This window comes from Roseateles depolymerans (assembly GCF_003387155.1).
Lineage (GTDB): Bacteria > Pseudomonadota > Gammaproteobacteria > Burkholderiales > Burkholderiaceae_C > Roseateles > Roseateles depolymerans.
Genome location: NZ_QUMT01000003.1, coordinates 55,634 through 80,017 on the forward strand (window position 1 = coordinate 55,634; position 24,384 = coordinate 80,017).

A 24,384-nucleotide genomic window follows, 5' to 3' on the forward strand; every position below is an offset into this window, starting at 1 on the left:
GTCCTTTCACGCATGCTCCGGGAGGGAGAATGAAACAAAGACAATGGATCACCGCGCTGGCGATGAGCGTGGTGTTGACCGTCATGGCGGCAGGGCCGACCGCCGCATCGGCCCAGGGCCAAACCCAAACGCCGGAGCAAACCCGGGCCCAGACACAGCCTCTAGACCAGACTCAAGCGCAGACGCAAGCCCAGGCGCAGGCCCAGACGGCCGAAGCCATCGCCAAGTCTTCCTGGTTCAAGGTCCAGCCGGTGGACGACGCCTGGCGCCAGTCGCTGCCACTGGATGCCAAGGCCGCCACCCAGGCCTACATGGACCGCATTCCTGCCGACGTGCTCACGCGATCCAACGACTATTACGAAGGCGGCTACTGGCTGCAGCTGTGGCACCTGCTGCTGGGCCTGGTGGTGGCGGCGGTGTGGATGTCGGGGCGACGCACCGCGCGGGTGCGGGACTGGGCCACGCGCGTGGGCCGCGGCCCGCTGCCCCGGGATTTCCTGTTCTCGGCCGTTTACCTGGGCATCGGCACCCTGGTCAGCCTGCCGCTCACCGTCTATGAGGAATGGTGGCGCGAGCATGCCTACAACATGGCGACCCAGACCCTGGGCGCATGGATGGTGGACTGGACGGTGGCCAGCCTCATCAATCTGCTGATCGGCGCGGTGGCCTTCGTTGGACTCTACGCGCTGATGCGCCGCGCCCGCCAGCATTGGTGGGCCTGGGGAACAGCCGGGGCCATGGCCCTGCTGACCCTGGTGATTGCCATTTCGCCAGTCGTGTTCGAGCCAATGTTCAACACCTACAAGCCGGTGGAGGACGGGCCGCTGAAGCAATCGCTGCTGCGGATGGCCCATGCCACGGGTGTGCCGGCCGACGATGTGCTGGTGTTCGATGCGTCCCGTCAGACGACCAAGGTGAGTGCGAATGTGTCGGGCCTCTTTGGCACCGCCGCCATCCGCCTGAACGACAACCTGCTGCGTCGCACGACCGAGCCGGAGATCCGCGCGGTGACGGGCCATGAGATCGGCCACTACGTGCTCAACCACATCCCCAAGATGCTGCTGATGCTGGGACTGGTGGTGTTCGCCGCCTTCCTGGTGGCCAAGGAGGTGATGAACCGGATGCTGCGGCGCACGTCGTCCGCCTCCGGCGTGGACGACGTGGCGGACATCGCGGGTCTGCCGCTGCTGATGGCCATCTTCTCGGTCTTCTTTGCCCTGGCCACGCCGATCACCAACACCATGATCCGGGTGCAGGAGGCGGAGGCGGACCAGTTCGGCCTGGCGCTGTCCCGGGAGCCGCTGGCCTTTGCCGAGGGTCAGCTGCGCCTGGTCGAGTACCGCAAGGCGGACCCTGGCCCGCTGGAAGAGGTCTGGTTCTACAGCCACCCGAGCACCCGAGCACGCATCTTTGCGGCCATGCGGTGGCGCGAGGCCATGAACACGCCGGCCAACGCTCGTCCCTGAGGGCCTGAGTGGCAATGACCGACAGGCGCGGCCACACCGCGCGCCTGTCGGCATTGCGCCCTGCGATGCGGTGAGCCCGGTTTCATTGGTGACAAATTGATCGGCGTTTCACGGCACTGTCGCCAAGCGTGGCGCGCCTCCATGAGCGACTGAGCTTATGGATCAACCATTTAACGGAAGCCCTCCCTCATTGAGCCTGTTTTCCACTTTCGAAATGGTCATTGAGCGAAAGTTGTGAAAGCCAAATCGCAATGATAGAAACCACCCCGCCCGAGGCACTGAATCGACCTCAGTCCGATGGCGATTGGCTTTTCTTTCATGAATGCGTGATCTCCGAGGTCGTTAATGAATGCAGTGTCGTTTTCGATTCAATCGAAACCGAAAGCAATATCCTGCTGCAGTCATCAAACCCTCGGAACCGGCCATGCACGCGGACTCCGCCAACGCCTCAGAAACGCAGCGACTCGCACCTCGGGACACTCAACCCCGGCCTTGCGCCGCATACGGAGGATTCCTCAATGACCACAACCACCCGCCGCCTCTGGAAGCTGTGCGCTTCCCTCGCCCTGCTGTCCGCCGGCATGGGGACCATGAACGCACAGGCCCAGACCTGGTGGAAACCGGGCGCCAACACCACCTGGCAATGGCAGCTCAAGGGCAAGATCAACACCAGCTACGCCGCCGATGTGTATGACGTGGACCTGTTCGACACCAGCGTCACTCAGATCAATGCGCTGAAGGCCCAGGGCCGCAAGGTGGTGTGCTACTTCTCCGCCGGCAGCTACGAGAACTGGCGTGCCGACAAGAACTCGTTCCAGAGCACCGACTACGGCAAGCCGCTGGATCCGGAATGGGAAGGGGAATGGTGGCTGGACATCCGGTCCACCAATGTGCGCAACATCATGCTCAGCCGCCTGGATACGGCCCGCTCCAAGGGCTGCGACGGCGTGGAGCCCGACAACGTGGACGGCTACAGCAACACCACCGGTTTCCCGCTGACGGCCGCCCACCAGTTGGACTACAACAAGTTCCTGGCCAATGCCGCCCATAGCCGGGGCCTGGCGATTGCATTGAAGAATGACGTGGACCAGCTCAGCGCGCTGGAGCCCTATTTCGACATGGCACTCAATGAGCAATGCAATGAATACAGCGAATGCGGCGGCTATTCGGTGTTCACCAGCAAGGGCAAGCCGGTGTTCAATGCGGAATATGCCTCCAAGTACCGCACCAACAAAAAGCAGGCGCGGGACAAGCTGTGCAGCTCGATGAATGCCGCAGGCATCAAGACGCTGGTGCTGGCCCTGGAGCTGGACGACACCTACCGCTACGCCTGCTTCGCGCCCACCGTGCGCAAGTAATGCGGTCATGAAGAAGGCCTCGCCGGGATCCCTCCCGTCGAGGCCTTTCCATCCACCCTCAGCTGAACCTCAGCCGAGCCTCAACTGCCCAAACGCCTGCGGCACATGGAAGTTCGGCTTCTCCGTTCCGGTGGGATTCCAGGCCGAATACATCCGGGCGCCGGCCGGGCCTTCGATCCGGAAGAAATTCAACCGCCAGCCCTCGGGCAAGGCCCCGGAGGCGCTGCCGCCGCCGACCGTCTGCCACGGCACTGCCAGCTCTGCCGTCCACAGCCGCTGCTCCGCCTGGACCGAGGCCCGCGCGCGCGACCGGTTGAGCACCCGCTGCCGCTTCGTCTCACCGATGTCGATCTCCTGCATCAGGCCGCTGGGCGCCACCTGCAGTTCCCGATAGCGCGAGGTGCCGGCATCCTGCGGCGCCTGCACAAACACCTCCACCACATCCCGGTCCCACAGCGGGTAGATGTCCGTCGCCGACAAGGCCCGCTCGTGGGTGGCGAGCTGCTGGTAGCGGCTGATGAAGCGCAGGTACAGCATGCGGTCGTCATGCAGCAGTTGCACCCGGGTGGACTGCGCTCCGGCGAGCGGCCGCCCCTGCCAGTCATGCGCAAAGAAGCTGGCCGGCGCATCGCTCCAGGCCGTGGCCACCGGGAACCCTTCCCGGTCCAGCCAGCGCGCCGGCACCCGTGACGATCGCGCCGTGGGACGCGAATCCTGCGTCACCCGCGTCGCCTCGATCAGCAGATGCTCTTCAAACCGCAGCTTCAGCGTGGGCCGTTCACCCTGCACCGTGCCAAGGTCCTGGTGGTTCACATAGTCGCGCAGGCGCCAGGTGCCTGGGCCCAGACCGCGCAGCGTCACCGGACCCTCCCAGCGCGGCGCATAGAAGGCGTAATGCATGACGCCGTTCTTCTCCACCACGTGGGTCTCCGGCAGGTCGAAGGCGATGTCGTAGAGCTCGCCGCGGTAGGTCCCGTCGGACAGACCCTTGGCATTGTGGGCCGCGATGTAGCGGCGCCAGTGGGCTTCGCGCTCCGGCGTCAGCAGGAAGGAGTCCTTGGGCTTGGGATCCACCGGCCAGGTGAACTTGGTGGAGACCACCGCACCCACCCCCACCGCCGAGGCAAAGTCCTGCCCGCCGGTGGACAGCTCCACATGGTCGCCCGCGTAGGCGGACCAGCGGCCCATCTGCGCCTTGAGGGCCTTGCCCTTGTGCCGCACCTGCCAGCTCGACAGCGGGTCGCTCGCCGGCGCCTGGTCGATGAAGGGCATGTTGTGGAAGGCATAGCTGGTGCCGCAGGGGCACACCTCCACCACCGCTTCCGGATTCACCGCATGGGCGGCTTCGAACATCGTGCGGTAGAAGGCAGCCATCTGCTCGACAGCGTCTTCCGGACGGGCGTGCTGGTGCTTGGGGTTGTAGCAGGGCGCGACGCCATTGAGGTGCTGGCCGTCGATCTTCAGCCCGTCAAAGCCCCAGTCCCCGATGATCTTTCGGAAGATCGCGGCAATGCGGGCCTGGGTCTGCGGATGCGCCGGGCAGAGGTAGAAGCTGTTCCACCACGACACCAGCTGCGGCGCACCGTCCTTGTCCAGCAGCAGCAGGTCGGCGTGCTCATGCAGTTCATCGCTGCCGGGGGCGACCGCCAGCGGCGCGATCCAGAGCCGCGCCTTCATGCCGCGGGCGTGGATGTCCTGCACCAGCGCCTTGATGTCCGCTTCGCCGCCGGGGAACTTGGCCAGGTCCAGCGTCCAGTCGCCGGTGGCGCGTTGCCAGCCGTCGTCCAGCACCGCCCATTTGAGGCCGAGTTCCTGCACCTTGGGCAAGGTGGCGCGGACGTAGTCCAGCGAGAAGTCGCGCTCATAGCCCCAGGCACACCACACGGCGTCGTGCGCGCTGCGTGGCGGCTCCGGCGCCGCCAGGCCCTGGGCCAGCATCAACTGCCGGTAGCGGTCCAGCGGGACGAAGCAGTCTCCGTCGTGCAGGTGCAGGAAGGCGGTGGGCGTCGCCAGCGTGGCGCCCGGCGCCAGCGAGGTCGGCTCGTCGCAGCGCAGGGCCAGGTCGATCTGGTCACCGACGGCGCGAACCGGCAGGGACACGAGCCGGGGCACGCGGTCGAGATGGCCGAGGGCCACACCCAGGTCTCGCCGCCACACATCCACCACCGGCGTGCCGCCGCCATAGTCGGAGGCATTCATGCCCATGAAGTTGCGCTGGTCGAAGCCCCGCTTGACGGGCTGCATCCAGTCGCGGCGGTCCTGATGCGTGGCGCCGGAGTAGGTCCACCAGCCGCCCCCGTGACGCGGCGCAGCCAGCAGGCGGTGCGCACCCACGGTCCAGCCCTGCACGGCCAGTGGCGTCGAACCGGTGTTGGTGAAGACCGTGTGGATCAGCAGCACGCCCGGATGCTGGTCCAGGAGGGTGACAATGACGGCCTTCTCAATGCCGGTCGCGGAGCGTCCGGTGACCACCAATTGCTGGCCCGGGCCCCAGGGGGTCTTCACTTCGCCGGGATGGGCGGCCGTGAGCGTGAATCGATCCACCGCCTTGCCGCCGTCCAGCAGCAAGGTTTCTCCAGCGTCGAAGCCGGTGAGCGGGAGCGGACGTGGTCCTCCCCGGCGCACCAGTCGCGAACGCATCTGCTCATCAAATTGGATCGACACCCGGTCATCCTGCAGCCGGACATGGCCGCGACCGATGGCCTCACGACGGGCGGCCTGCGCGGAGGCCGGGCCATGGGCGCTGCTGTCCGCAGAGCGGGCCCAGGTCGGCACGGTGGCAGCGACCGGCGCAGCACCCAGCCATTGCAGGAAGGCACGGCGCGCGGTCATGGCTTCGCCTCCCAACCGCCGCTGTAGATGCGCTCCGCATTGCGGTGGTAGAGCTTGTCCACCACCTCCCGCGGCAGGGCCAGGCCCTGCACCGGCGCATCGAGGTCGGCCACCTTGAAGCGATCCGCAGTGTTGAAGTAGCGCCAATGCATGCGCCAGAACGGCACCATCTCCTTGAGCAAGGCCGCGCCGGACTGGTCCGGGGCCTGCGCCAGGTCGGTGCCATACATCAGCCGGTCCTGGTATTTCACAATGAAGCGTCTCACCTTCTCTCGGTCCTTCTGACTCTGGGCCTGCAACTGGCCGATGCGCGCGGCTAGGTCCACATTCGCCTGCGGAAAGCGGTCCAGGAAGTCGGCCAGTTCATCGACATTGCGCTCGAGGGACGCCATGTGCATGCCGATGAAGCGCAGCCCCGGATGGGCCGTCAGCATGCGGTCCCGCGCCGCCATCTGCGCTTCCCAGCTGGGCATCTCCGGATGCAGGGCCATGTGGTATTGCGGATGGGCCTTGAAGTACTCGCGGTCATTGTTGACCGTCATCTGCGCCAGCGGCAGCCAGCAGTTGTGGGGCTCGCCCTGGTGACCCAGCATGGCAATGCCGCGCTGCGCGAAGTCGTCGAATAGCGGGCTGAAGCGGGCGTCATCAATCATCACCAGCTCGCCTTGCGCATTGCGCAGGCTCATGCCGATGTTCTTCCACACCTTCACGCCCACCGCGCCTTGCGCCAGGCCTGCATCCACCCGCGCGCGGGTGGCCTCCAGCCAGCCCGGCTGGTCGGAGGTCTCGCTGGAGAAGCTGACCGCCCAGGCGATGGTCCCAGGCACGGACTTGCGCAGCGAGAGCGCCACCCGCTGCTGATCGTCCAGCGGCGGAAAGTCCGGGTAGTCGACGTTGATGGTGAGCAGCTTGAAGTTCAAGCGCCGCGCGGCCTGCACAAAGGCCGGGTCGGGGTTGTGAAGGTGCACGTGTGCGTCGATCTTGGGCACGCGCTCGAAGTCGGCCATGGTGTAGGGACGCGACGCCTGCGCGGAAGGCGCCTTGGCGGGTGGCTCCGCCGCTCGCGCTGGGGAAGCCACGCTGAGCGCCAACAGCGCTGCGGCCAAGGGTGAAGCGGCCCACCGTGCCGACATCGTGAATGAACGAAAGGTCATTGTTGAAAGGCTTTCCGCAAGATCAGAACTTCAGGCTGGCGCCCACGGTGAAGGCGCGACCCCAGCGGTTGTAGCCCTGCGGCAGCACGATGTTGCCATTGCCCAGGGTGTAGGACTGCTTGGCATCGGTGAGGTTGCGACCCTCGATCGAGAGGCGCAGCCACTGGTTGACCTCATACGCCGCCTGCGCCGTCAGCCAGGTGATGGCCTTGGCCCGCTCATTGAACCCCGGGCCCAGCACGTTGATGGCGCTGACGAATTCATCGGTGTGATCGGCGGTGGCGCTCAGGCTCCAAGGGCCCTTCTCATACAGCACCCCCAGCGACGAGGTCGCCGGCGCAATGCCTTCCAGCGGACGCTCTTCCCCGCCCACCCAGCTGCGGGAGTTGTTGCGGGTGTACTGCGCCCGCAGGCCGAAGCCGTTGTCGAACAGATGCTGGAAGCCGACTTCCATGCCGCGCACACGGGCCTTGTCGCCGTTGATCGGCTTGAGCACATTGAACAGATGCCCCGGCACGCCGATGTCAACGCCGGTCTGCCAGCTGGTGGTGATCTGGTTCTTGATGTTCTTTTGGAACACCGCGAAGGTCAGGGCCGAGTTGCGGGCGTAGTACCACTCCAGCGAGGCGTCGTACTGACGCGCGCTGTAGGGCTTGATCTGGGCATTGCCGCCATAGACCTGGGTGAAGTCGCCCCAGGCCACGCTGGCGGTGGTGCTGGTGGGCGCCAGCTGCTCCACAGACGGCCGCGCCATCGTCTTGGCCGCGCCCAGGCGCAGTTGCAGCTTGTCGTCGAAATGCCAGACGAAGTTGGCGGACGGCAGGCCGTAGGTGTAGCTGCCGGTCTCCACCAGCGAGGTCGGCGCCGCATAGGTGGCGGTGTAATTGAAGGCTCCGTTTTCCACCAGGTCCACGATCTTGGCGTCCCAGGCGGTGGAGGCCGTTTTGGTATGCACCAGCCGCACGCCCACATCGGCATTCCAGCGCTCGCCAGAAAGGTCGGCCTGCACAAAGGCGCTGGTGGTGGTTTCCTTCACCCGGTAGCTTTGCAGCGGGTTCCACACCGGCGCGGCCTTGCTGAAGTCGTAGGTCGTGCCGTCCGGGCGTGGCTGGCCGTTGTAGGCCTGCAGGGCCGCCAGATAGTTGGGCACGTCAAAGCCCAGGAAGCTGCGCGGGAAGTTGCCGCTGACCCCGCTCATGAAGTTGGGCAGATGCAGGCTCTGGTCCAGCACATTGCCGCCCAGGCTGCCCACATTGATGGCGTTGTCGCCGGAGTAGTAGTTCTCGCCACCATTGATGGCGTTGTCCACCAGGTCGCGGCTCTTCTTGCGGCGGGTGCTGCTGATGCCGAATTGAACGGTGTCGATGTTGAAGCGGTCCAGCGTCCAGGTGCCGTTCAGGCTGATGCCGTTGATGCGGTCATCGATGTTGTCGCCGGACAGGCCCAGGTAATGGGTGTTGAAGTCACTGGCGCCGAATTGGCCCGCGGCCAGGCCCTGTGCCAGATCCCGCCCATCCGCCAGCGTGGTGGTGATGCTGGGCACCTGCGAGCCGGTCAGCTGCACCGTGGTGACATTGGGCTGGTTCATGCGCAGGACGGTGTAGGTGTCCTGCCCACCGGAATGGCGCTTGGAGGTGGAGGTGTAGACGTCGCCGTTGAACTTGAGGTCGGCCGTGGCCTTCCACTCGGCATTGGCGCCGTACAGGGCGGTGTCCACCACACGATGGGTGGTGAGGTTCAGCAGCTCGGGATTCAGGCGCAGCTCAGGGTCGCTGTTGTCCATGGTGAAGCCGGTCACCACGCCGTTGCTGACCTTCATGTTGGACCAGCGGCCCGGTGAGAACAGCGTGTAGAACGACTGCTGATAACCGACCTGCGGGGAGTCCAGCCGCGTGCGGATGCCATCGACCACCAGCTTGAGGTTGTCCGCCGGCCGCCATTCGACCTTGCCGGACAGGGCCAGCCGTTTCTTCTGCTCCATGATCGAGCCAACGCGGAACTGCCCGGGGCCGATCAGGCCTTCTTCGTCGGGGTCCAGCACGCCATTGCCGTTGGGATCGATGTTGCCGCCCCAGGCATTGCCGGTCCAGTTAGCCGCTGGGTCGCTGATCGGATTGCGGGTCCAGCCGCCGTCGTTGCCGGCGGTGTCGGTGCGCACCTTGCGGTCGGCATACACAACTCCCAGCAGAACGCCCACCTGCGAGCCGAAGGTGTTGCTGTAGGTGCCCGACAGCTTGCCGCCGTTGAGACGGCTCATGGTGTTGCGGTCCGCCTCCACACGCAGCAGGCCATGCTGGCCCGGCTGGTCAAAGGGACTGGCCGAGCGCAGGTTGACCACGCCGCCGATGGCGCCTTCCATCACTGCTGCCTGAGCGGACTTCACCACATCGGCGCCGTTGATGATGTCCGACGGCAGCACGTCGAAAGCGAAATCACGCCCCTCGCCGTCGGTGGCCAGGATGCGGTTGTTGAAGGTGGTGAGGGTGTACTCCGGGCCCAGGCCCCGAACGCTGACCTTCTGGCCTTCACCGCCGGCCGTGCGCGAGATCGACACGCCAGTGATGTGGCTGAGCGAATCAGCCACGTTGTCGTCGGGGAAGCGGCCCAGCTCGGTAGCGCTGATGCTGTCCTGCACCAGGGCGGCATTGCGCTTGAGGTTGAGCGAGCGCTGCAGGCTGGCGCGGGTGCCGCTGATCTCGACACGGTCCAGGGTCTGGTCGGCGCCCTGGGTGGAGGCGCGGTCCTTCGGATCCTTGCTGTCCGGGGCGGAAGCGGCGGCGGAAGCAGCGGCAGATGCGGCGGCTGGCGAAGCGGCGGCAGATGCGGCGCCGGACGGCGCAGGCGCGGCCTGCTGCGCCCAGGCCGGGCTGACGGCGGACAGCGACGCCGCCAGGCCCAGCACAGCCAGGGCGACGGCGGTCAGCGGTGGCGCCAGGGGGACGGCAGGCGCGGGGAGCTTTCGAGCAGACATCAGAGATTCCTTCGTTGGTGTCGTGGCAGCCGGGGGAGGCGGCGGTTGCGGCCGAGGCAGCGAAAACAGCGAATACAGCGAAAACAGGGAGCTCTACAGAAGCGCGCCGAAGGGAACGGACGGGGGAGGCACGCGGGCCGGACGCTGAACGATAGGAGCGCGTCGCCGGTCTGACGAAAGTCTACGAGTCCTTTCGAATCATTTCGCACATGGTTTTTACGGACATTTTTGTTTTCGTTACAAGAGATTTCGAAAGCATTGCCGCGCTGTCCATTCGCCTATTGGTCGGGGTTTTCCCGGCTTTATCGCCGATATCGACGGGACAAGCCTCACCTCCGTTGTGTTTCTCATCCACCTCGCCTATTCTTTCGTTCGAAAGCTTCGGATCGAAAACCAGATCCCTTATTCCCTCCCTTCGAAAGTCCACACCATGCAACGTCACTGGCTGACCTATTCGCTGGTCACCACCTTGTTCTGGGGCGCCTGGGGCGCCTTGACCGGGCTGTCCTCGGAGCGAGGTTTTCCGGACACGCTGGTCTACGCGGTGTGGGCCCTGACCATGATTCCGCCGGCGCTGATCGTGCTGGCCCGTGCCGGCTGGCGGCTGCAGCGGGACCGCCGTGCCGTGGTGCAAGGCCTGGCGGTGGGCCTGCTGGGCGCCGGCGGGCAGATGCTGCTGTTCCGCGCGGTGGAGTCCGGGCCGGCTTACCTGATCTTCCCGATCGTGTCGCTGTCCCCGGCCGTGACGATTGCCCTGTCCTTCGGCCTGCTGGGCGAGCGCACGGGACGGCTGGGCGTGGCGGGCATCGTGCTGGCGCTGTGCGCACTGCCGCTGTTTGATTTCCAGTTCGGCCAGTCCGGCCAGCCGCTGGGGCTGTGGTTCGTGCTGGCCCTGGTGGTGATGCTGGCGTGGGGCCTGCAGGCGTATTTCCTCAAGACGGCCAACAACGCCGCCAGCGCCGAAAGCATCTTCTTCTACATGATGGTCAGCGCCCTGCTGTGCGTGCCGGTGGCGCTGTGGATGACCGACTTCAGCCGCCCGATTCCCTGGGGTTGGAACGGCCCGGGCCTAGCCGCACTGATCCAGGTGCTGAACGCGGTGGGCGCGCTGACGCTGGTCTATGCCTTCCGCCTGGGCAAGGCCCTGGTGGTGGCGCCCATGGTCAATGCCGGCGCGCCGCTGCTGACCGCCCTGCTTTCCATGGCGCTGAGCGGCGCCACGCCGTCCGGACCCAAGCTGGTCGGTGTCGCCCTGGCCTTGCTGGCCGCCCTGCTGCTCGCGCTGCAACCCGAAGGCGGCACGCCCGCCGCCGACGACTCGAACGTCCGCAAGGAGCCCGCTTGAAGTTCATGCTCGACCTGGTGCGTCGCCACAAGGCCACGCCCTCCGACGGCCCCGCTGTCGGCATCCCGTCCGTCTGCTCCGCCCATCCGGTGGCCATTGCCGCCACGGTGGCCGAATGTGCCGCGCTGGGCCGCCCCGCCTTGATCGAGGCCACGTCCAACCAGGTGAACCAGGAAGGTGGCTACACCGGCATGAAACCGGCCAACTTTCGTCGCTTCGTGCAGGCCATTGCGGCCGAGCACGGCCTGCCGCCGGACCAGCTCATCCTGGGCGGCGACCACCTGGGGCCCAATGCCTGGCGCAGTCAGCCGGCTGCCGTGGCCATGGCCAAGGCCGAAGTGATGGTGGCGGACTACGTGAGCGCCGGCTTCCGCAAGATCCACCTGGACTGCTCGATGTCCTGCGCCGACGACCCCGTCCCGCTGCCCGAGCCGGAGATCGCCGCCCGCGCGGTGCGGCTGTGCCGAGCCGCCGAGCAAGCATGGCGCGAGGCCTTGGACCCCGGGGAGCCGCCGGTGTATGTCATCGGCACCGAAGTGCCGGTGCCCGGCGGCGCGCATGAGGACCTGGACGAACTGGCCGTCACCTCGCCGGACGCTGCCGCCGCCACGTTGTCCCTGCACGAAGCCGCCTTTGCCGCAGCCGGCCTGGAGTCGGCCTGGGCCCGGGTCATCGCGATGGTGGTGCAACCGGGGGTGGAGTTCGACCATCACAAGGTGATCGACTACCGTGCCGACAAGGCCCGCGCGCTCAGCGCCTTCATCGAGACGCAACCGGGGCTGGTCTTCGAAGCCCATTCCACCGACTACCAGACGCCGTCCCGCCTGGCCCAGCTGGCGCAGGACCACTTTGCGGTGCTCAAAGTCGGCCCCGGCGCCACCTTTGCGCTGCGAGAGACGCTCTGGGCCCTGGCATCCATCGAGCAGGACTGGCTGGGCCCCTCGCGCAGCGCCGAGGACGGCCTGATCCAGACCGTGCTGACGGTGATGCGCGCCGAGCCGGCCCACTGGAAGCCCTACTACCAGGACCCGGCCCGCCTGCAGGTGGACCTGGCCTACAGCCTCAGCGACCGCATCCGCTACTACTGGGCCCACCCGGTGGTGCAGCGGGCGTGTGCGCGGCTGATCCATCGCCTGGAGGCCAGCCCCCCGCCGCTCACGCTGCTGAGCCAATACCTGCCGCGCCAATACGAAGCGGTGCGCGAGGGCCGCCTGGGTCTGCGCCCGGTCGAACTGCTGCGCGATGGCACGGCCCAGTCCCTGCGCCCTTATCTCCACGCCTGCGCCGCCTGAGCGCCGGGCCTTCCCGACACTGACCATGACCCTGCTTCACCTCACCCCGTCCGACCTGGAGCGCCGCGGCGCCCCCCACACCGCCCGAGAGATCGCCCAGCAGCCCGCCGTCTGGCAGACAGTGCAGACGCTGGTGGCCTCGCGCCGCGCGGAGCTGGACACCTTCCTGGCGCCGCTGCTGACGGCGCCCGCCGCGCGGATTGTGCTCACCGGCGCGGGCAGCTCCGCCTTCATCGGGCAATGCTTGACGCCGGCCCTGGTGCAGGCGCTGGCCGACCGGCCCGGCGTGCGCGTCGAGGCCATTGCCACCACCGACATCGTCTCCAATCCCCAGCAGTGCCTGACCCCGGGCGTGCCGACCCTGCTGGTCTCCTTCGCGCGGTCGGGCAATAGCCCGGAGAGCCTGGCAGCCGTAGCGCTGGCGGACCAGGTGGTGGGCCGCGAATGCCGTCACCTGGCCGTGACCTGCGCCGCCGAGGGCAAACTGGCGACCGAGCTGTCGTCGCGCCTGGACGCGCTGGTGCTGCAACTGCCCGACGAGACCCATGACCGCGCCTTTGCGATGACATCCAGCTTCACCGGCATGCTGCTGGCGGCGGCCTGGGCTTTTCAGTTGCCGCTGCCGGGCGCCGACGTGCTGGGCCGTGCCGCGCAGCACCTGCTGGAGACCGAGACGGACCGGCTGCAAAGCCTGTCGGACAGCGCCTTCGAGCGCATCGTGGTGCTGGGCAGCAACGGCCTGCAAGGGCTGGCGCGCGAGGCCGCCCTCAAAATCCTGGAGTTGACCGACGGACAGGTGGTCGCCCTGGCAGACTCCCCGCTGGGGTTCCGCCACGGCCCCAAGACCATCCTCAACGACCGCACCCTGGTGCTGATGCTGCTGTCCGCCGACCCCTACACCGCCCGCTACGACCTGGACCTGCTGCGCGAATTGCGCCGTGAGCAGCGGGGCCGGGTGATCAGCCTGGGCGCTCGGGCGCCGGACGGTGCGGGCGCCTCGCCCACCTCGCCCGCCTCGCCGGTTTTGCCCGCTGCGCCTGATGACGACGTGCTGCTGGCCCTGCCGCACGACACGCCGGACCTCGGCCTGGCGCCGGTGTCGCTGGTCTTCGCGCAATGCCTGGCCCTGCTGGCATCGCTGCGGCTGGGCATCACGCCGGACAATCCCAGCGCCTCCGGGACCGTCACCCGCGTGGTGAGCGGCGTGACCATTCATCCCTTTGATCGACCCCACGCATGAACGATCGCAATCCAGACGCCGGGAGCCTTCAGGACGCTCTCTACCTGGGCATTGATGGCGGCGGCACCAAGACCAGCTTCCTGCTCATGTCCGGAGACGGCCGGGTGCTGGCCCGGCACACCGGCCCCACCAGCTACTACCTCGAGACCGGCTTCGACGCGCTGCGTGGGTTGCTGCGCGATGGGGTGGCGACGGTGCTGAATGCCGCAGGAGTGCGCCCCGATCAGGTCCGCTCCGCCTTCGCTGGCCTGCCCGCCCATGGCGAGGACAGCGCCCTGCTGCCCGCGTTTGATGCGCTGCTGTCGGACCTGCTGCCGGTCAGCCGCGTCGGCAACGACATGGTGTGCAGCTGGGCCGGCTCACTGGCTGGCGGCGACGGCATCAGTTTGGTGGCGGGCACCGGCTCGATCGCCTATGGGGAATGGCGGGGTCACCGCGCCCGCTGCGGCGGTTGGGGCGAAGTCTTCGGCGATGAAGGCTCTGCCTACTGGCTGGCGCGGGAGGGGTTGGCCCTGTTCTCCCGGATGGTGGACGGGCGCGCCGAGCCGGGACCGCTGCTGGGCCTGGTGCGCGAGCATTTCGATCTAAAGCATGACCTGGACCTTTGCGCTGCCATCAATGGCGAAGGGGCACGCAGCACCCTGGCGCAACTGGCGCGGCTGGTGACCCAGGCGGCAGACCTGGGCGACGAGCAGGCGCTGGCGCTGTTCACCCGCGCAGGGCAGGAGCTGGCCGCCCTGGCCAAGGGCGTGGCGCGGCGGCTGGAAGTCCCCGCATCCGCCTCGCTGCCCGTCTCCTACACCGGCGGCGTGTTTGCGGCGGGGGAGCGGATCCTGGCGCCCCTGGCTGCGGGATTGGCCGAGGCCCTGCCCGGCGCGGTGCTGCGCACGCCTGCCTTTGGCCCGGATGTGGGGGCCGCCATGTATGCGGCGCGGCTGGTCGGTCAGCGGCTGGTGCCGCAGGGGACCGACTGACGGCGCCACCGGGCACATCCGCCGGGCCAGTTCCCTACACACCGCAGGCGACCACCGCCACGGGGCACTGACGCCAATGCGCGCCCGAGCCCCGTCCCGCCTCGATATGATCCGAACGTTCTGCGCACCTCCCTCTGCCCAATGCCCGCCTCCATCGTCCCCGACAAACCCGAGTCCGCGCTGCTCATCGATGAGCGCCGCCGCCTGATCCAGGAACAGGTGCAGGCGCAGGGTCGGGTGACCGTGGAGGAGCTGGCGGAGCGGTTTGGTATTTCTGTTGTCACCATCCGCAGCGACCTGAACGCGCTGGCCGCCAGCGGCGTGCTGCTGCGCACCCACGGCGGTGCACTGGCCCAGCGGGACACCGAGGAAGTGCCGATCAGCGTCAAGCAGAAGCTGCGGCATGAGCAGAAGGTGCGCATCGCCAAGGAAGCGGCCAAGCTGATCCGCGATGGCGAGACCATCCTGCTGGACTCCGGCTCGACGACCGAAGAGATCGCCAAGCAGATCCGTGGCATGCGGCTGGGGTCGCTGAATGTGATCACCAATGCGCTGAACATCGCGGTGCAATTGGCCACCGTGCCCAATGTGAATGTGATCATGCCGGGCGGGCTGCTGCGGCCGAATTCCTATTCGCTGTCCGGCCCGCAGGCGGTGACGGCCTTGCAGAGCCTGTATGCCGACCGGCTGTTCCTGGGCGTGGACAGCCTGGACCCGGACATCGGGCTGATGACGCCCCATCTGCTGGAAGCACAGCTCAATGCGCAGATGATGAAGATTGCCCGGCAGGTGGTGGCGGTGGCGGATGCGTCCAAGCTGATGAAGCGCAATCTGTCGGTGATTGCGCCGGTGGAGCAGTTGGACCTGCTGATCACCGACAGCGAGGCGGACCCGGCCATCGTGGCCGAGCTGCGCCGCAGGGGTGTGGACGTGTTGATGGCTTGATGGCTTCGCCCCGCTCCCCCTATCCCAACCGCTCCTTGATCTGCTGCACCGCCCACGCCGCCCGGGCAGACAGCGGCCATTCGGCGCGATGGATCAGCCACAGCGTGTCCCACACGGCTTCCCCCAGTTCGACCACCTGAATGGCGTCCTGACGCGCAAACGCCTGACGCGCGTGGCGGGGAATGACGGTGAACCCCAGGCCTCTCGACACCGGCTCGAGGATCAGCGCGATCTGATTGCTGAACCCGCGGCTCGGAAGATGGCCGATGCCCGGGTTGCCCGGCAACTGGCGCGTCAGCAGCCGGGTGGCCATGGCCTGCCCATCGGGATGGTCGATGAACCCCAGACGCTCCAGGTCCGCCCACCCCGCCACAGCTTCCCCTGCCGGCACCACCAGCTCCAGCGGCTCCTGCAGAAAGGCATGAGCGGAGAGACGCGCATCCTCCGGCTTGAGCGTCACCAGCCCCAGTTCGTACTGCTTGCTCAGCACCGCTTCCCGTGCTTCGGGGTCCGGCGCAAAGCGATGGCGCACCACCAGGCCAGGGTGGGCACTTTGGAGACTGAGCAAGATGGGGTAGAGGGCCAAGCCGACGCTGCCGGGACTGATGAGGCTGAGTTCACCGCTGGTGTGGCTGGCGTCGCTCAACCGACTGTTCAGGCGCTTGGCCGCGAATTCGACTTCCTGCCCGTATTCCCGCAGGGCCTGGCCCGCCGGAGTCAATTCGATCAGCCTGGGATGGCGGATGAGCAGCGGGCCGAATTCCGCCTCCAGATGCCGCAGGTGCTGGCTGACCGCGGCCTGCGTCAGTCCGAGCCGGTCGGCGGCCCGAGTGAACCCGCCGGTCTCCACCACCGCCAGGAACGAACGCATCCAGTGCGGGTTCACCATCACAGACTCTTATGCCGTCGATAAGGGTTCATTAGAGCAAAGTTGGGCCCGGTGCGCCTACGCTGGCGGCACCATGCAAACACATCCCTACCCCCGCAGTTTTTCGCACATCGGACTGTCCGTCACCGACCTCGACGCGGCTGTCCAGTTCTACACCGAGGTCATGGGCTGGTATCTGATCATGCCCCCAACCACCATCACCGAGGACAGCAGCGCCATCGGCGTGATGTGCACCGACGTGTTTGGGGCCGGATGGGGCTCTTTCCGCATTGCCCACCTCTCCACCGGCGACCGCATCGGCGTGGAGATCTTCCAGTTTCCCAACGCGCAGAAGCCGGCCAACAACTTCGAGTACTGGAAGACCGGCATCTTCCATTTCTGCGTGCAGGACCCCGACGTGGAAGGCCTGGCGGCAAAGATCGTGGCCGCGGGCGGCAAGCAGCGGATGCCGGTGCGGGAGTATTTCCCCGGTGAGAAGCCCTTCCGGATGGTCTACATGGAAGACCCCTTCGGCAACATCCTCGAAATCTACAGCCACAGTTACGAGCTGACCTATGCAGCGGGCGCCTATCAGCCGGCTGCTTCCCAGGAGTCCTGATGAGTGATCGTCTTTCCTCAAACGCTACTTCGGCAGCTGCTTCGGCCCCCACCCGTTCGTCAGCCGCCTTACCCAGCCACTATCGTGCGTGGCGATGGCACGGCAGCGCCGACCCCCTTGCGCTCACGCTGGACGAAGTGGCCTTGCAACCACTGGCCCCAGGCGAAGTCCTGGTGCGCAATGACGCGATTGGATTGAACCCCGTGGACTGGAAGGTGCTGGGCGGTGGCCTGACCGCCTGGCAGCCCGGCCACATTCCTGGCGTGGATGGCGCCGGCGAAGTCGTGGCCGTGGGGCCAGACGTGGCGCAGGACTGGCTGGGGCAGCGAGTGGCTTATCACACCAGCCTGCACGGTCACGGCAGCTTTGCGGACTACGCACCGGTCCCGGCACGCGCGTTGATGCGCCTGCCGCAGGGCATGACCGCGGAGAGAGCCGCGGCGTTCCCCTGCCCCGCTCTGACCGCCTGGCAAGCCATTGAGAAGGTGCCTGCACAACCCGGTCGCACGCTGCTGATCAGCGGCGCTGGCGGCGCGGTCGGCCACTACCTGATCCAGTTGGCACGTTCACGGGGCTTCGACATCACGGCGATGGCCAATGCCCGTCACCACGAACGGCTGCGTGCGTTGGGGGCCCACCACTGCATCGCGGGCCCGCTGGCCGATGGCCAAAGCTGGACAGGCGGACGCCAATTCCAGGTGGTGATCGACACGGTCAGTGGCAGTCATGCGGAACGTCTGTCGGCTTCCCTCCAAGCGAACGGTCATCTGGTGTGTATCCAGGACCGGGTGCCGACCTGGCCGAATGCGGCATTCGGGCTGACCTTGTCGATGCATGAGGTGGCCTTGGGAGCCCTGCATGTGCATGGCGACGACCTTGCCTGGAAGCAATTGACGCAGGCGGGCGAGCAGATGTTGGCGCAAGTGGCCGATGGGCAGATGGACATCCCGGACCGCGAGGTGCGGGATTTCAGCGGCCTGTCGCAACTGCTGGCGGACTTGCAGCATCGACGCTTCTCGGGAAAACCGGTGGTGCAGATGCGCTGAGGTCGGCAGTGCAAAAGAGCTAGTTCTGGAAGGTGGGCAGTGAATCAAGCTTGCGGAACCCACCACTGAGGCTAGCCGGTGAAGGTGGCCGGCTCCTGCAACTTGGTTGTTCAAGCGACAACCTTTCAGAACGAGAGGACTGCCTCATGGCTCTGTACAAGCAAGGTCAGCTGTTGACCCAATCCCAGCATCAAGCCTTTGACACATTGCTTCCGCCCGGTTCAGACGCGTCCAACCCGGGCATCTATCGGTGCGCTGTCTGCGGCGATGAAATCGGCATTGCCAAAGGGCATGTGCTGCCGCCGCAGAATCATCACCAGCATGTGCCGGGGCAAGGCCCGATCCGGTGGCAACTGCTTGTGTGTGCGCAGCAGCGCTGAGACGGGGCACTGCTGAGTCATGGGGCGCCGTCTCTGACGACGGCGCCCCTTCTCAACAGCGTACGACCCGCCGGAAGGTCGACACCGACCTCAGAGCATTCGTTTCAGAACATCCGCCTGCGGATCCTTGTCGAAGAAGCGGTGCTTGAGGGCCCCGGCGATGTGGAGCGCAATCAGCCCGAGCAGGGTGTAGGCCAGCACGCGGTGCAGGAGTTGGAAGACCTCGAACCAGCGGTCGTTCTTGGGCAGCAGTTCAGGCAGGTGGCCGAAGAAGAAAAACGGGACCCCGTCGCTCTGTGTGAAGGTGCTGGACATGGAATAGCCCATCAACGGCACGATGATCATGAGCGCATAAAGCGCCTTGTGCGTCAGGTGCGAGAGCTTGTGTTCCCAGGGCTGGAGGCCGGCCCCATCGGCGGGTAGACGGGCCCGGAAGCGGATGCGAAGCACCGCCTGGATGAGGACCAGCAGCAAGGCCAGAACGCCGAATTGCTTGTGGTTCGGGTAGAGCGCCTCGAACTTTGCAGTGACGTCGTCCGGCAGGTTGACCATCAGCAGGCCGACCAGCAAGGTACCCAGGATGACGGCGGCGCGCAGCCAGTGGAGGAGGCGCATGCTCAGGGGGTATTTCTGGGCGGTGGAGGTCATGGACGGCATGCAGAGGAAGTCGAAGGGACGGGGCGAATGCTAACGCTGACGGGGTGTCGATGCGGCCGCGCTGGCCGCCCACGCTCGCATGCCGGCGCCCTGAATGCCGATTGCTGCCGCCTACCCCGAAGACGCCCCGCCACGCAACGCCCCCGCCCCTTTCAATCGTGCGTTTTTCACGGCCAAAGACGGCTTGCTGCGCCTCGATTCGGTGCGTCCCTCAGCGCCCCGAAATCACCCTCGAAACAGTCTGTGTCCTTTGTATGGAATCGGCCTGGAAACCCCCGCCAGGCCCCGTGCTCAGGCATCATCGCGTCCCAATCCGTCGGGGCTCCAGCCCCATCCGACATCCGTCGCGCGGACACCTTTTTCTTTTTTCCGACCGCTCGCGGCGCCATGAATTCCGACCCTTCTCACACCGACCCGGCGACCCGCTCACGACGAGTGGGCCGCACGCGTTCGACCAAGAAGGCGGACGCGCCCGCGACGCATCGTGCGCGGCTGGCCCCCGCTGGCGCGCAGGCGGTGCTGGCGGCGCGGCTGGTGGTCGAGGTCACGGGCCGCGGCCATGGCGACCAGCCGGTCAAGGGCTGGGTGCTGCTGCGGTTCTCGCTGGCCCGCTGCCTGGTCCTGACCGGCGCGCTGGAAGGCGGCGAGCAGGACGTGCCGCTGCGCTCGGGCGTCAAGCAGGTGAGCGCATCCCTGACGCGCCGCGTGCGCTGGGTCATCCGGCGCTTGAATGGCGGCCTGTTGACGATCACCGGCCTGTCCGCGCGCAGCGGGCACACGCTGTATCGATCGCTGCCCATTCCCGCTGACCGGTTCAAGGCGATGACACGCCCGGGTTGCGTCTCGTCCGGCCCGCTCGAGCAGGTGCTCGACGACACCGTCTTCTTTGGTCGCGCGCCCGCCGAGCTGCTGGCTCGCTTCCAGCGGGACATGGCCAAGCGCTCCGCGCCGGTGACGCGCGAGACGCCCTCCGTCATCTTGCGTCGGGCTTCAGCCGGTCGCAGCAATCGCCATGTGCCGGCCCGTCCGGCCGCCGTGCGGGGGCAGCGTCCGCTGCGGGCGCGTGAGCTTCGGCGGTCGGCGATTTCTCTGTCGGTCTGCGCTGCGATCGCCACCACGGCACCGGTGCATTACGCGTCCGCGGCCGCCTACACGAGCACCATCAACCGCAGCGGACTGGTCGACAACGGCTTCAAGCCCAGCGTCGATGCCGAAGGCCGGCGCGTGTTCACGCTGCAGCGCAGCGACAGTCTGTTCGCGTCGTCCGGTCCGTGGGCCAACGCGGGCGGTGTCAAGCTCAATGGCGCCACCAACACGGTCCTGCCGCAGGCGGGCGCCAAAGCGGGTGCGATAAGCATGGGGACAGCACGCCCTGCTGCTGCTGCGGCGGCTCAAACGTCTACCGCTGCTGCGGAGCGTAGCAACAGCGGTGAGACGGCGGAGGCTGTCGCGACCGTGTCGCCCTCGCGCAGCACCTTGCAGAGCGACGTTGGCCGAGTGGGACTCAACGGGCAGGAGATTCGGCCCGCCGCGACCAGCCAGTGGGCCGCAATGGACGCCGATGGACAGCCGCCCGCCGAAGTGGGCGCTTCTGAAGGGCTGTCGCCCGCGTCGCTCGTGTTGTCGGGCTCGCCGACCAGCGCGGCCAATGCCGCTCCCGCCGAGGTGGTGCTGACCGCCGGCGAAGCGCTGGACGCGATGCGCAATCTGGTGCTCAGAACCTCCAACTGGAGCGCGGGCAATGTGTCGAACTCGGCGAGCCGGTCCGACGAATCCGTGCGACATGTCTGGGCAACGCCAATGGCGAGCCACGACCGGACGGACACGAGTTATGGCCGTCAATACCGGCAGAACGTCACCGCGCTGAACGTGGGCGGGGACTGGCAGGTGGGCCGGTTGGAGAACGGCACCGTGCGCGCCGGCGTCAGCGTGACGCAGGGCCATGTGGAGGACGCGTATGCGCGTGGGAACGGCATCGCGAATCTGACGGCGGTGAACGGGCATGTGAGCGTACGCACGAGGGCCGGCGCGTATGTGGCGGCCAGCGTCGGCGCCGGGTCGGTGCGCGCGGTCTACGACGCCACGAGCCTGGAGCAGAGCGTCAGCAGCGGCAAGTTCCGCATGACCGCAGCAACGGCCAGCGTGGAAGGCGGGCGGCCGTTTGAGCTGTCGCGGGGGCTGACCCTGGAGCCCTCGGCGTCGGTGGTGGGCGCGGTGATGCTCAAGGACAGCAATGTCACCACGTCAGGCGTGTTGATCGAGACGCGCCGGACGACTTTTGGACAAGCCAAGGCGGGGCTGACGCTGCGTCATACAGGCACGGATGATGCGGTGACGCATCAGGTGTATGCCCGGGCGGCGGCATTGAAGGGGTTCGGGAGAAACCCTTCCGTGCAGGCCAGCAAGGACGGCGACATGATCGCCACCCAGGCCGTGGCAGGACAGCACTCGGGGCACGAAGGAGTGCTGGGTGGGTCGGTCGCGGTGGGGAACCGGAAGGCGCTGGCGGTGAGCGTGGAGGCGGGTCACCAGAAGATCAGCGGATCGACGTCCGGCTGGTCGGGGATGGTGAATGTGTCGTTCCGCTGGTAGCGCCCGGACGGCGTAGCGACACGGGGACAGGACAGAGCGGGGCTCTGCCCTGTTTCAGGATTGCTGGCGCCGGCGCCGCCAGGCAAGCCCTGCCATTGCGGCCACACCGCATGCGGCCAGCAGCATGGAAGAAGGCTCTGGCACCGGAGATGCGAGCTCACGGATGGATAGCAGCGTGGCAGTGCCCGAGGCCTCCGCCTGGTACGTGTGCGTGATCGTGTAGTACTCCGACTGGTTGCTCGCGTACAGGCAACTCACGCAACCCACCAGGCTTTGCAAGGTCTGGATAAAGGACCCCGATGTCATCGGTGCGTCAAAGGTGCCAGGCGTCGCCGCCGCCAAGTTCAAACTCAGGTCGAAGAAGTTCACCCTTGATATGCCCGTGGAGCCTTGCCAGATATCGTCTCGGAAAAGAACCAATGAGCGGGTTGCATTGAACACTTCGCCGGTGGTGGTGCTCTGCTCGTATTTTTGAAAATCAGTGGCCGACGTACTCTGGTAATACTCGGACGCGGGGACTGTGCCATGGGCAACTGTCAGACGGCTATCAAAATCAAGGGGAGCCGCCAAGATATTAGGGCTTTGATTGACCAGCGAAGACCTCACGCTGTGGGAGGCCGGGAACGGGCCATGTTCCGGACGGTCGAACACGCTCACAGTGGGCTGGGCGGCCAGTGTGAGGTTCAATGTCCCGCTGAACGGAATCGACACGTCAAGAATCGGCTCGCTGAAGCCGTCGGTGCAGCTATCACACGAATAGCCTTTCCAGAGCTTGGTGAAGGTGCCCGAGAAGGTCAGTTCGTAGGTTTGCGCTGCGGCGGGCACGGCGAGCGTGAGCGCCAGCAAGGCGGCGGCGATTGATTTGTTCATGGTCTCTCCCTCGGTCGCGAGTATCGCGGAGCGGAGGGGGAGTTTTGGGCGGTGTATCCCCCGGGATTCCGGGGGATAAGGATGCGGCTCGTCATGAGCCAGCCGCTTTTTTACCTGCGGTCGGGGAATCGACGCCAGCGCAGTGTCAGAGTCCACCGCCTTCGTCTTCACCAGCTCCAGCGTCATGCGAAGCTCGATCAGATCATTGCCGTCATCAGCGACCTCATCTTCATCGTTGGACGTCTGGCAGATGTGGGCCCACTTTTGATCCAGCTCCGTGAGCGCCTCAAGAATGCGTTGAGCTTGCCAGCGCGTCAGTTCCAGATTCAAAGTCTTCATGCCTGCTCACCTTGGCCCGCTTGGACGCGGGGGCCCCTCCCCTTCACCTTAAGATTCGCGAAGAGGCCGAAGCGACCTGACCCACCCTGCTGATCCCGCAACGTTCGATTCTAGGCAGATCATGACAACTCCCCTTGCAGCGCAGGCGCGCGCCTTCGCGGTAGCGGCCCATGCAGACCAGATGTATGGACAGCATCCGTATGTTCATCACCTCGATGCGGTGGCGAGCATCGCGGAGCCGTTTGGCGAGACGGCGGTGGTGTCCGCGTATCTGCACGATACGGTGGAAGACACGGCGGCGACAAAGCAGCAGATTGACGAGCTGTTCGGCACCTTGGTGGCGGAGTGCGTGGCGCTGTTGACCGATCAACCAGGCGCTGATCGCGCCGAACGTAAGCACAAGACCTACGCGAAGCTTGGCCAGGTCCAAGGGCAGCTTGAAGTGGCGCTGATCGTGAAAGCCGCTGATCGGCTGGCCAATGTGCGGGCGTGTGTGCAGGATCGGAATGAGCGCCTGTTAACGGTCTACCGCAATGAGCATGCGATGTTTCGGCAGGCGGCTTACCGGCCAGGTCTGTGCGATGCAATTTGGAATGAACTGGATGTCGCTATAGGGCACACTGCCCAGTAGCGCAGCTCCAGAAAATCTGGCCCATTCGTCGTCGTGAAAATCGTCAAGGCAGTCGGTGTGATTCTCGCGGTGGCCGCCGGGGCGTACCTGATCGGCGTCAACGCGTTGCGCCCCTGGAGTGGCGTCCGATTGGCACCAGCGTCGGAACTTGACCTTGGCATCGCAATCGTTCTGATGATTGCTGCGACAGGCGTTTGCATCTGGCGGCTGGTCGAGGGCGCAGAACCTGGCAGCGAAATGGAGCGGTTCTTGGATGCGGCGGGTGGTCAGGACGATCTTGGTTGATAGGATTTATAGGGAACGCGATGGGAATCACCATTCACTACGCCGGTCGAGCCTTGTCGGAAGACAGCATTGCTGCTGCTTTCAAAGAAGGCATCGAGCTTGCACATGAATTCGGTTGGGAGGCACGAGTCCCGCCAGCTGACGCAATGAGAGAAGAAGGCCTTGTGTTCTTTCCTCATGTGGACTGCGAGCCCGTCCACCTTCGGTTCACCAGAACCAGGCGCTTCTCCGAGTTCTGCAAGACCCAGTTCGCCGGGCCTTCCGTCCACCTTCAGGTGCTGGAATTCCTTGAACGCCTGTCTGGCCACTTCTCCAACCTCATCGTGTATGACGAGGCCGAAGACATTCTGGCGGAGGGAGAGGACATGTCGCTGGACGAAGCGTTCGACAAAGCGCTGGCGTTTATCAAGGACGGCCTGCTGGAGTATCCCGACGCTCAAATGAAAGTCAGGCTGCCGAGTGGTCGCATCGCAGACCTTATCGGGTGAAACCGGGCCAGGCCTTCGATAGGACGCCGCAC

At 66.1% G+C, this 24,384-nt stretch carries 19 protein-coding genes; 13 read left to right on the forward strand and 6 right to left on the reverse strand.

Annotation, left to right across the window (positions count from 1 at the left end):
* The first annotated feature begins 29 nt into the window (after positions 1–29).
* Entirely contained in the window at positions 30–1,466 is a 1,437-nt protein-coding gene (locus DES44_RS14045) for a M48 family metallopeptidase (protein ID WP_083525373.1), read from the forward strand.
* Between the two features lie 518 nt (positions 1,467–1,984).
* Positions 1,985–2,824, forward strand: coding sequence for an endo alpha-1,4 polygalactosaminidase (locus DES44_RS14050; protein WP_083525372.1), 840 nt, complete (start codon positions 1,985–1,987; stop codon positions 2,822–2,824).
* A gap of 69 nt (positions 2,825–2,893) precedes the next feature.
* Here the strand turns inward: DES44_RS14050 and DES44_RS14055 are convergent, their stop codons facing one another.
* From DES44_RS14055 to DES44_RS14065, 3 genes are read right to left on the reverse strand one after another with little or no spacing between them, the layout of a single operon-like run.
* A complete protein-coding gene (locus DES44_RS14055) occupies positions 2,894–5,656 on the reverse strand; it encodes an alpha-galactosidase (protein WP_116001617.1) in 2,763 nt (920 codons plus the stop codon).
* A complete protein-coding gene (locus DES44_RS14060) occupies positions 5,653–6,810 on the reverse strand; it encodes an amidohydrolase family protein (protein ID WP_198164910.1) in 1,158 nt (385 codons plus the stop codon). Before DES44_RS14060 ends, DES44_RS14055 begins: the two co-directional genes overlap by 4 nt.
* A 22-nt stretch (positions 6,811–6,832) precedes the next feature.
* Positions 6,833–9,781 (reverse strand): TonB-dependent receptor, encoded by a 2,949-nt coding sequence (locus DES44_RS14065; protein ID WP_083525371.1) that lies wholly within the window; start codon positions 9,779–9,781, stop codon positions 6,833–6,835.
* A gap of 430 nt (positions 9,782–10,211) precedes the next feature.
* Here DES44_RS14065 and DES44_RS14070 point away from each other — a divergent pair, with 430 nt between their 5' ends.
* The 5 genes from DES44_RS14070 to DES44_RS14090 all read left to right on the forward strand — a co-directional run bounded on the left by DES44_RS14070 (position 10,212) and on the right by DES44_RS14090 (position 15,577).
* A complete protein-coding gene (locus DES44_RS14070) occupies positions 10,212–11,126 on the forward strand; it encodes a DMT family transporter (RefSeq protein WP_058934049.1) in 915 nt (304 codons plus the stop codon).
* Complete coding sequence (locus DES44_RS14075) at positions 11,123–12,418, forward strand: D-tagatose-bisphosphate aldolase, class II, non-catalytic subunit (protein ID WP_116001619.1); 1,296 nt, start codon at positions 11,123–11,125, stop codon at positions 12,416–12,418. Before DES44_RS14070 ends, DES44_RS14075 begins: the two co-directional genes overlap by 4 nt.
* Positions 12,419–12,443: 25 nt before the next feature.
* Positions 12,444–13,658, forward strand: coding sequence for an AgaS family sugar isomerase (locus DES44_RS14080; RefSeq protein ID WP_058934048.1), 1,215 nt, complete (start codon positions 12,444–12,446; stop codon positions 13,656–13,658).
* Entirely contained in the window at positions 13,655–14,632 is a 978-nt protein-coding gene (locus DES44_RS14085; RefSeq protein WP_058934047.1) for an N-acetylglucosamine kinase, read from the forward strand. The genes DES44_RS14080 and DES44_RS14085 overlap by 4 nt, the downstream gene beginning before the upstream one ends.
* Positions 14,633–14,773: 141 nt before the next feature.
* A complete protein-coding gene (locus DES44_RS14090) occupies positions 14,774–15,577 on the forward strand; it encodes a DeoR/GlpR family DNA-binding transcription regulator (RefSeq protein ID WP_058934046.1) in 804 nt (267 codons plus the stop codon).
* Between the two features lie 19 nt (positions 15,578–15,596).
* Here DES44_RS14090 and DES44_RS14095 read toward each other — a convergent pair whose 3' ends face one another.
* Positions 15,597–16,466 carry a LysR family transcriptional regulator gene (locus DES44_RS14095; RefSeq protein ID WP_058934045.1) on the reverse strand — a complete coding sequence of 290 codons (870 nt, stop codon included), beginning with the start codon at positions 16,464–16,466 and terminating at the stop codon, positions 15,597–15,599.
* Positions 16,467–16,539: 73 nt separating this feature from the next.
* On the opposite strand from DES44_RS14095, the gene DES44_RS14100 reads away from it, so the two are divergent.
* On the forward strand, positions 16,540–17,064 hold the full coding sequence (locus DES44_RS14100; protein WP_058934044.1) for a lactoylglutathione lyase family protein: 525 nt from the start codon (positions 16,540–16,542) through the stop codon (positions 17,062–17,064).
* Positions 17,064–18,110, forward strand: coding sequence for a zinc-binding dehydrogenase (locus DES44_RS14105; RefSeq protein WP_083525370.1), 1,047 nt, complete (start codon positions 17,064–17,066; stop codon positions 18,108–18,110). Before DES44_RS14100 ends, DES44_RS14105 begins: the two co-directional genes overlap by 1 nt.
* Positions 18,111–18,580: 470 nt before the next feature.
* On the opposite strand, the gene DES44_RS14115 is transcribed toward DES44_RS14105, so the two are convergent.
* Positions 18,581–19,138: a cytochrome b gene (locus DES44_RS14115; protein WP_232309936.1), complete on the reverse strand. Its 558-nt coding sequence runs from the start codon at positions 19,136–19,138 to the stop codon at positions 18,581–18,583.
* Between the two features lie 396 nt (positions 19,139–19,534).
* Between DES44_RS14115 and DES44_RS14120 the strand changes: the two genes are divergently transcribed.
* Positions 19,535–21,739 (forward strand): autotransporter outer membrane beta-barrel domain-containing protein, encoded by a 2,205-nt coding sequence (locus tag DES44_RS14120; RefSeq protein ID WP_147307092.1) that lies wholly within the window; start codon positions 19,535–19,537, stop codon positions 21,737–21,739.
* Positions 21,740–21,793: 54 nt separating this feature from the next.
* Here DES44_RS14120 and DES44_RS14125 read toward each other — a convergent pair whose 3' ends face one another.
* Positions 21,794–22,948, reverse strand: coding sequence for a PEP-CTERM sorting domain-containing protein (locus tag DES44_RS14125; protein ID WP_116001621.1), 1,155 nt, complete (start codon positions 22,946–22,948; stop codon positions 21,794–21,796).
* Between the two features lie 121 nt (positions 22,949–23,069).
* Between DES44_RS14125 and DES44_RS14130 the strand changes: the two genes are divergently transcribed.
* The 3 genes from DES44_RS14130 to DES44_RS14140 are packed head-to-tail and all read left to right on the forward strand — an operon-like array spanning position 23,070 to position 24,352.
* Entirely contained in the window at positions 23,070–23,579 is a 510-nt protein-coding gene (locus DES44_RS14130) for an HD domain-containing protein (protein ID WP_058934040.1), read from the forward strand.
* A 33-nt stretch (positions 23,580–23,612) separates the two neighbouring features.
* Positions 23,613–23,864 (forward strand): hypothetical protein, encoded by a 252-nt coding sequence (locus DES44_RS14135; RefSeq protein ID WP_147307093.1) that lies wholly within the window; start codon positions 23,613–23,615, stop codon positions 23,862–23,864.
* A gap of 20 nt (positions 23,865–23,884) precedes the next feature.
* Positions 23,885–24,352 carry a hypothetical protein gene (locus tag DES44_RS14140; RefSeq protein ID WP_116001623.1) on the forward strand — a complete coding sequence of 156 codons (468 nt, stop codon included), beginning with the start codon at positions 23,885–23,887 and terminating at the stop codon, positions 24,350–24,352.
* The last annotated feature ends 32 nt before the right edge of the window (positions 24,353–24,384 follow it).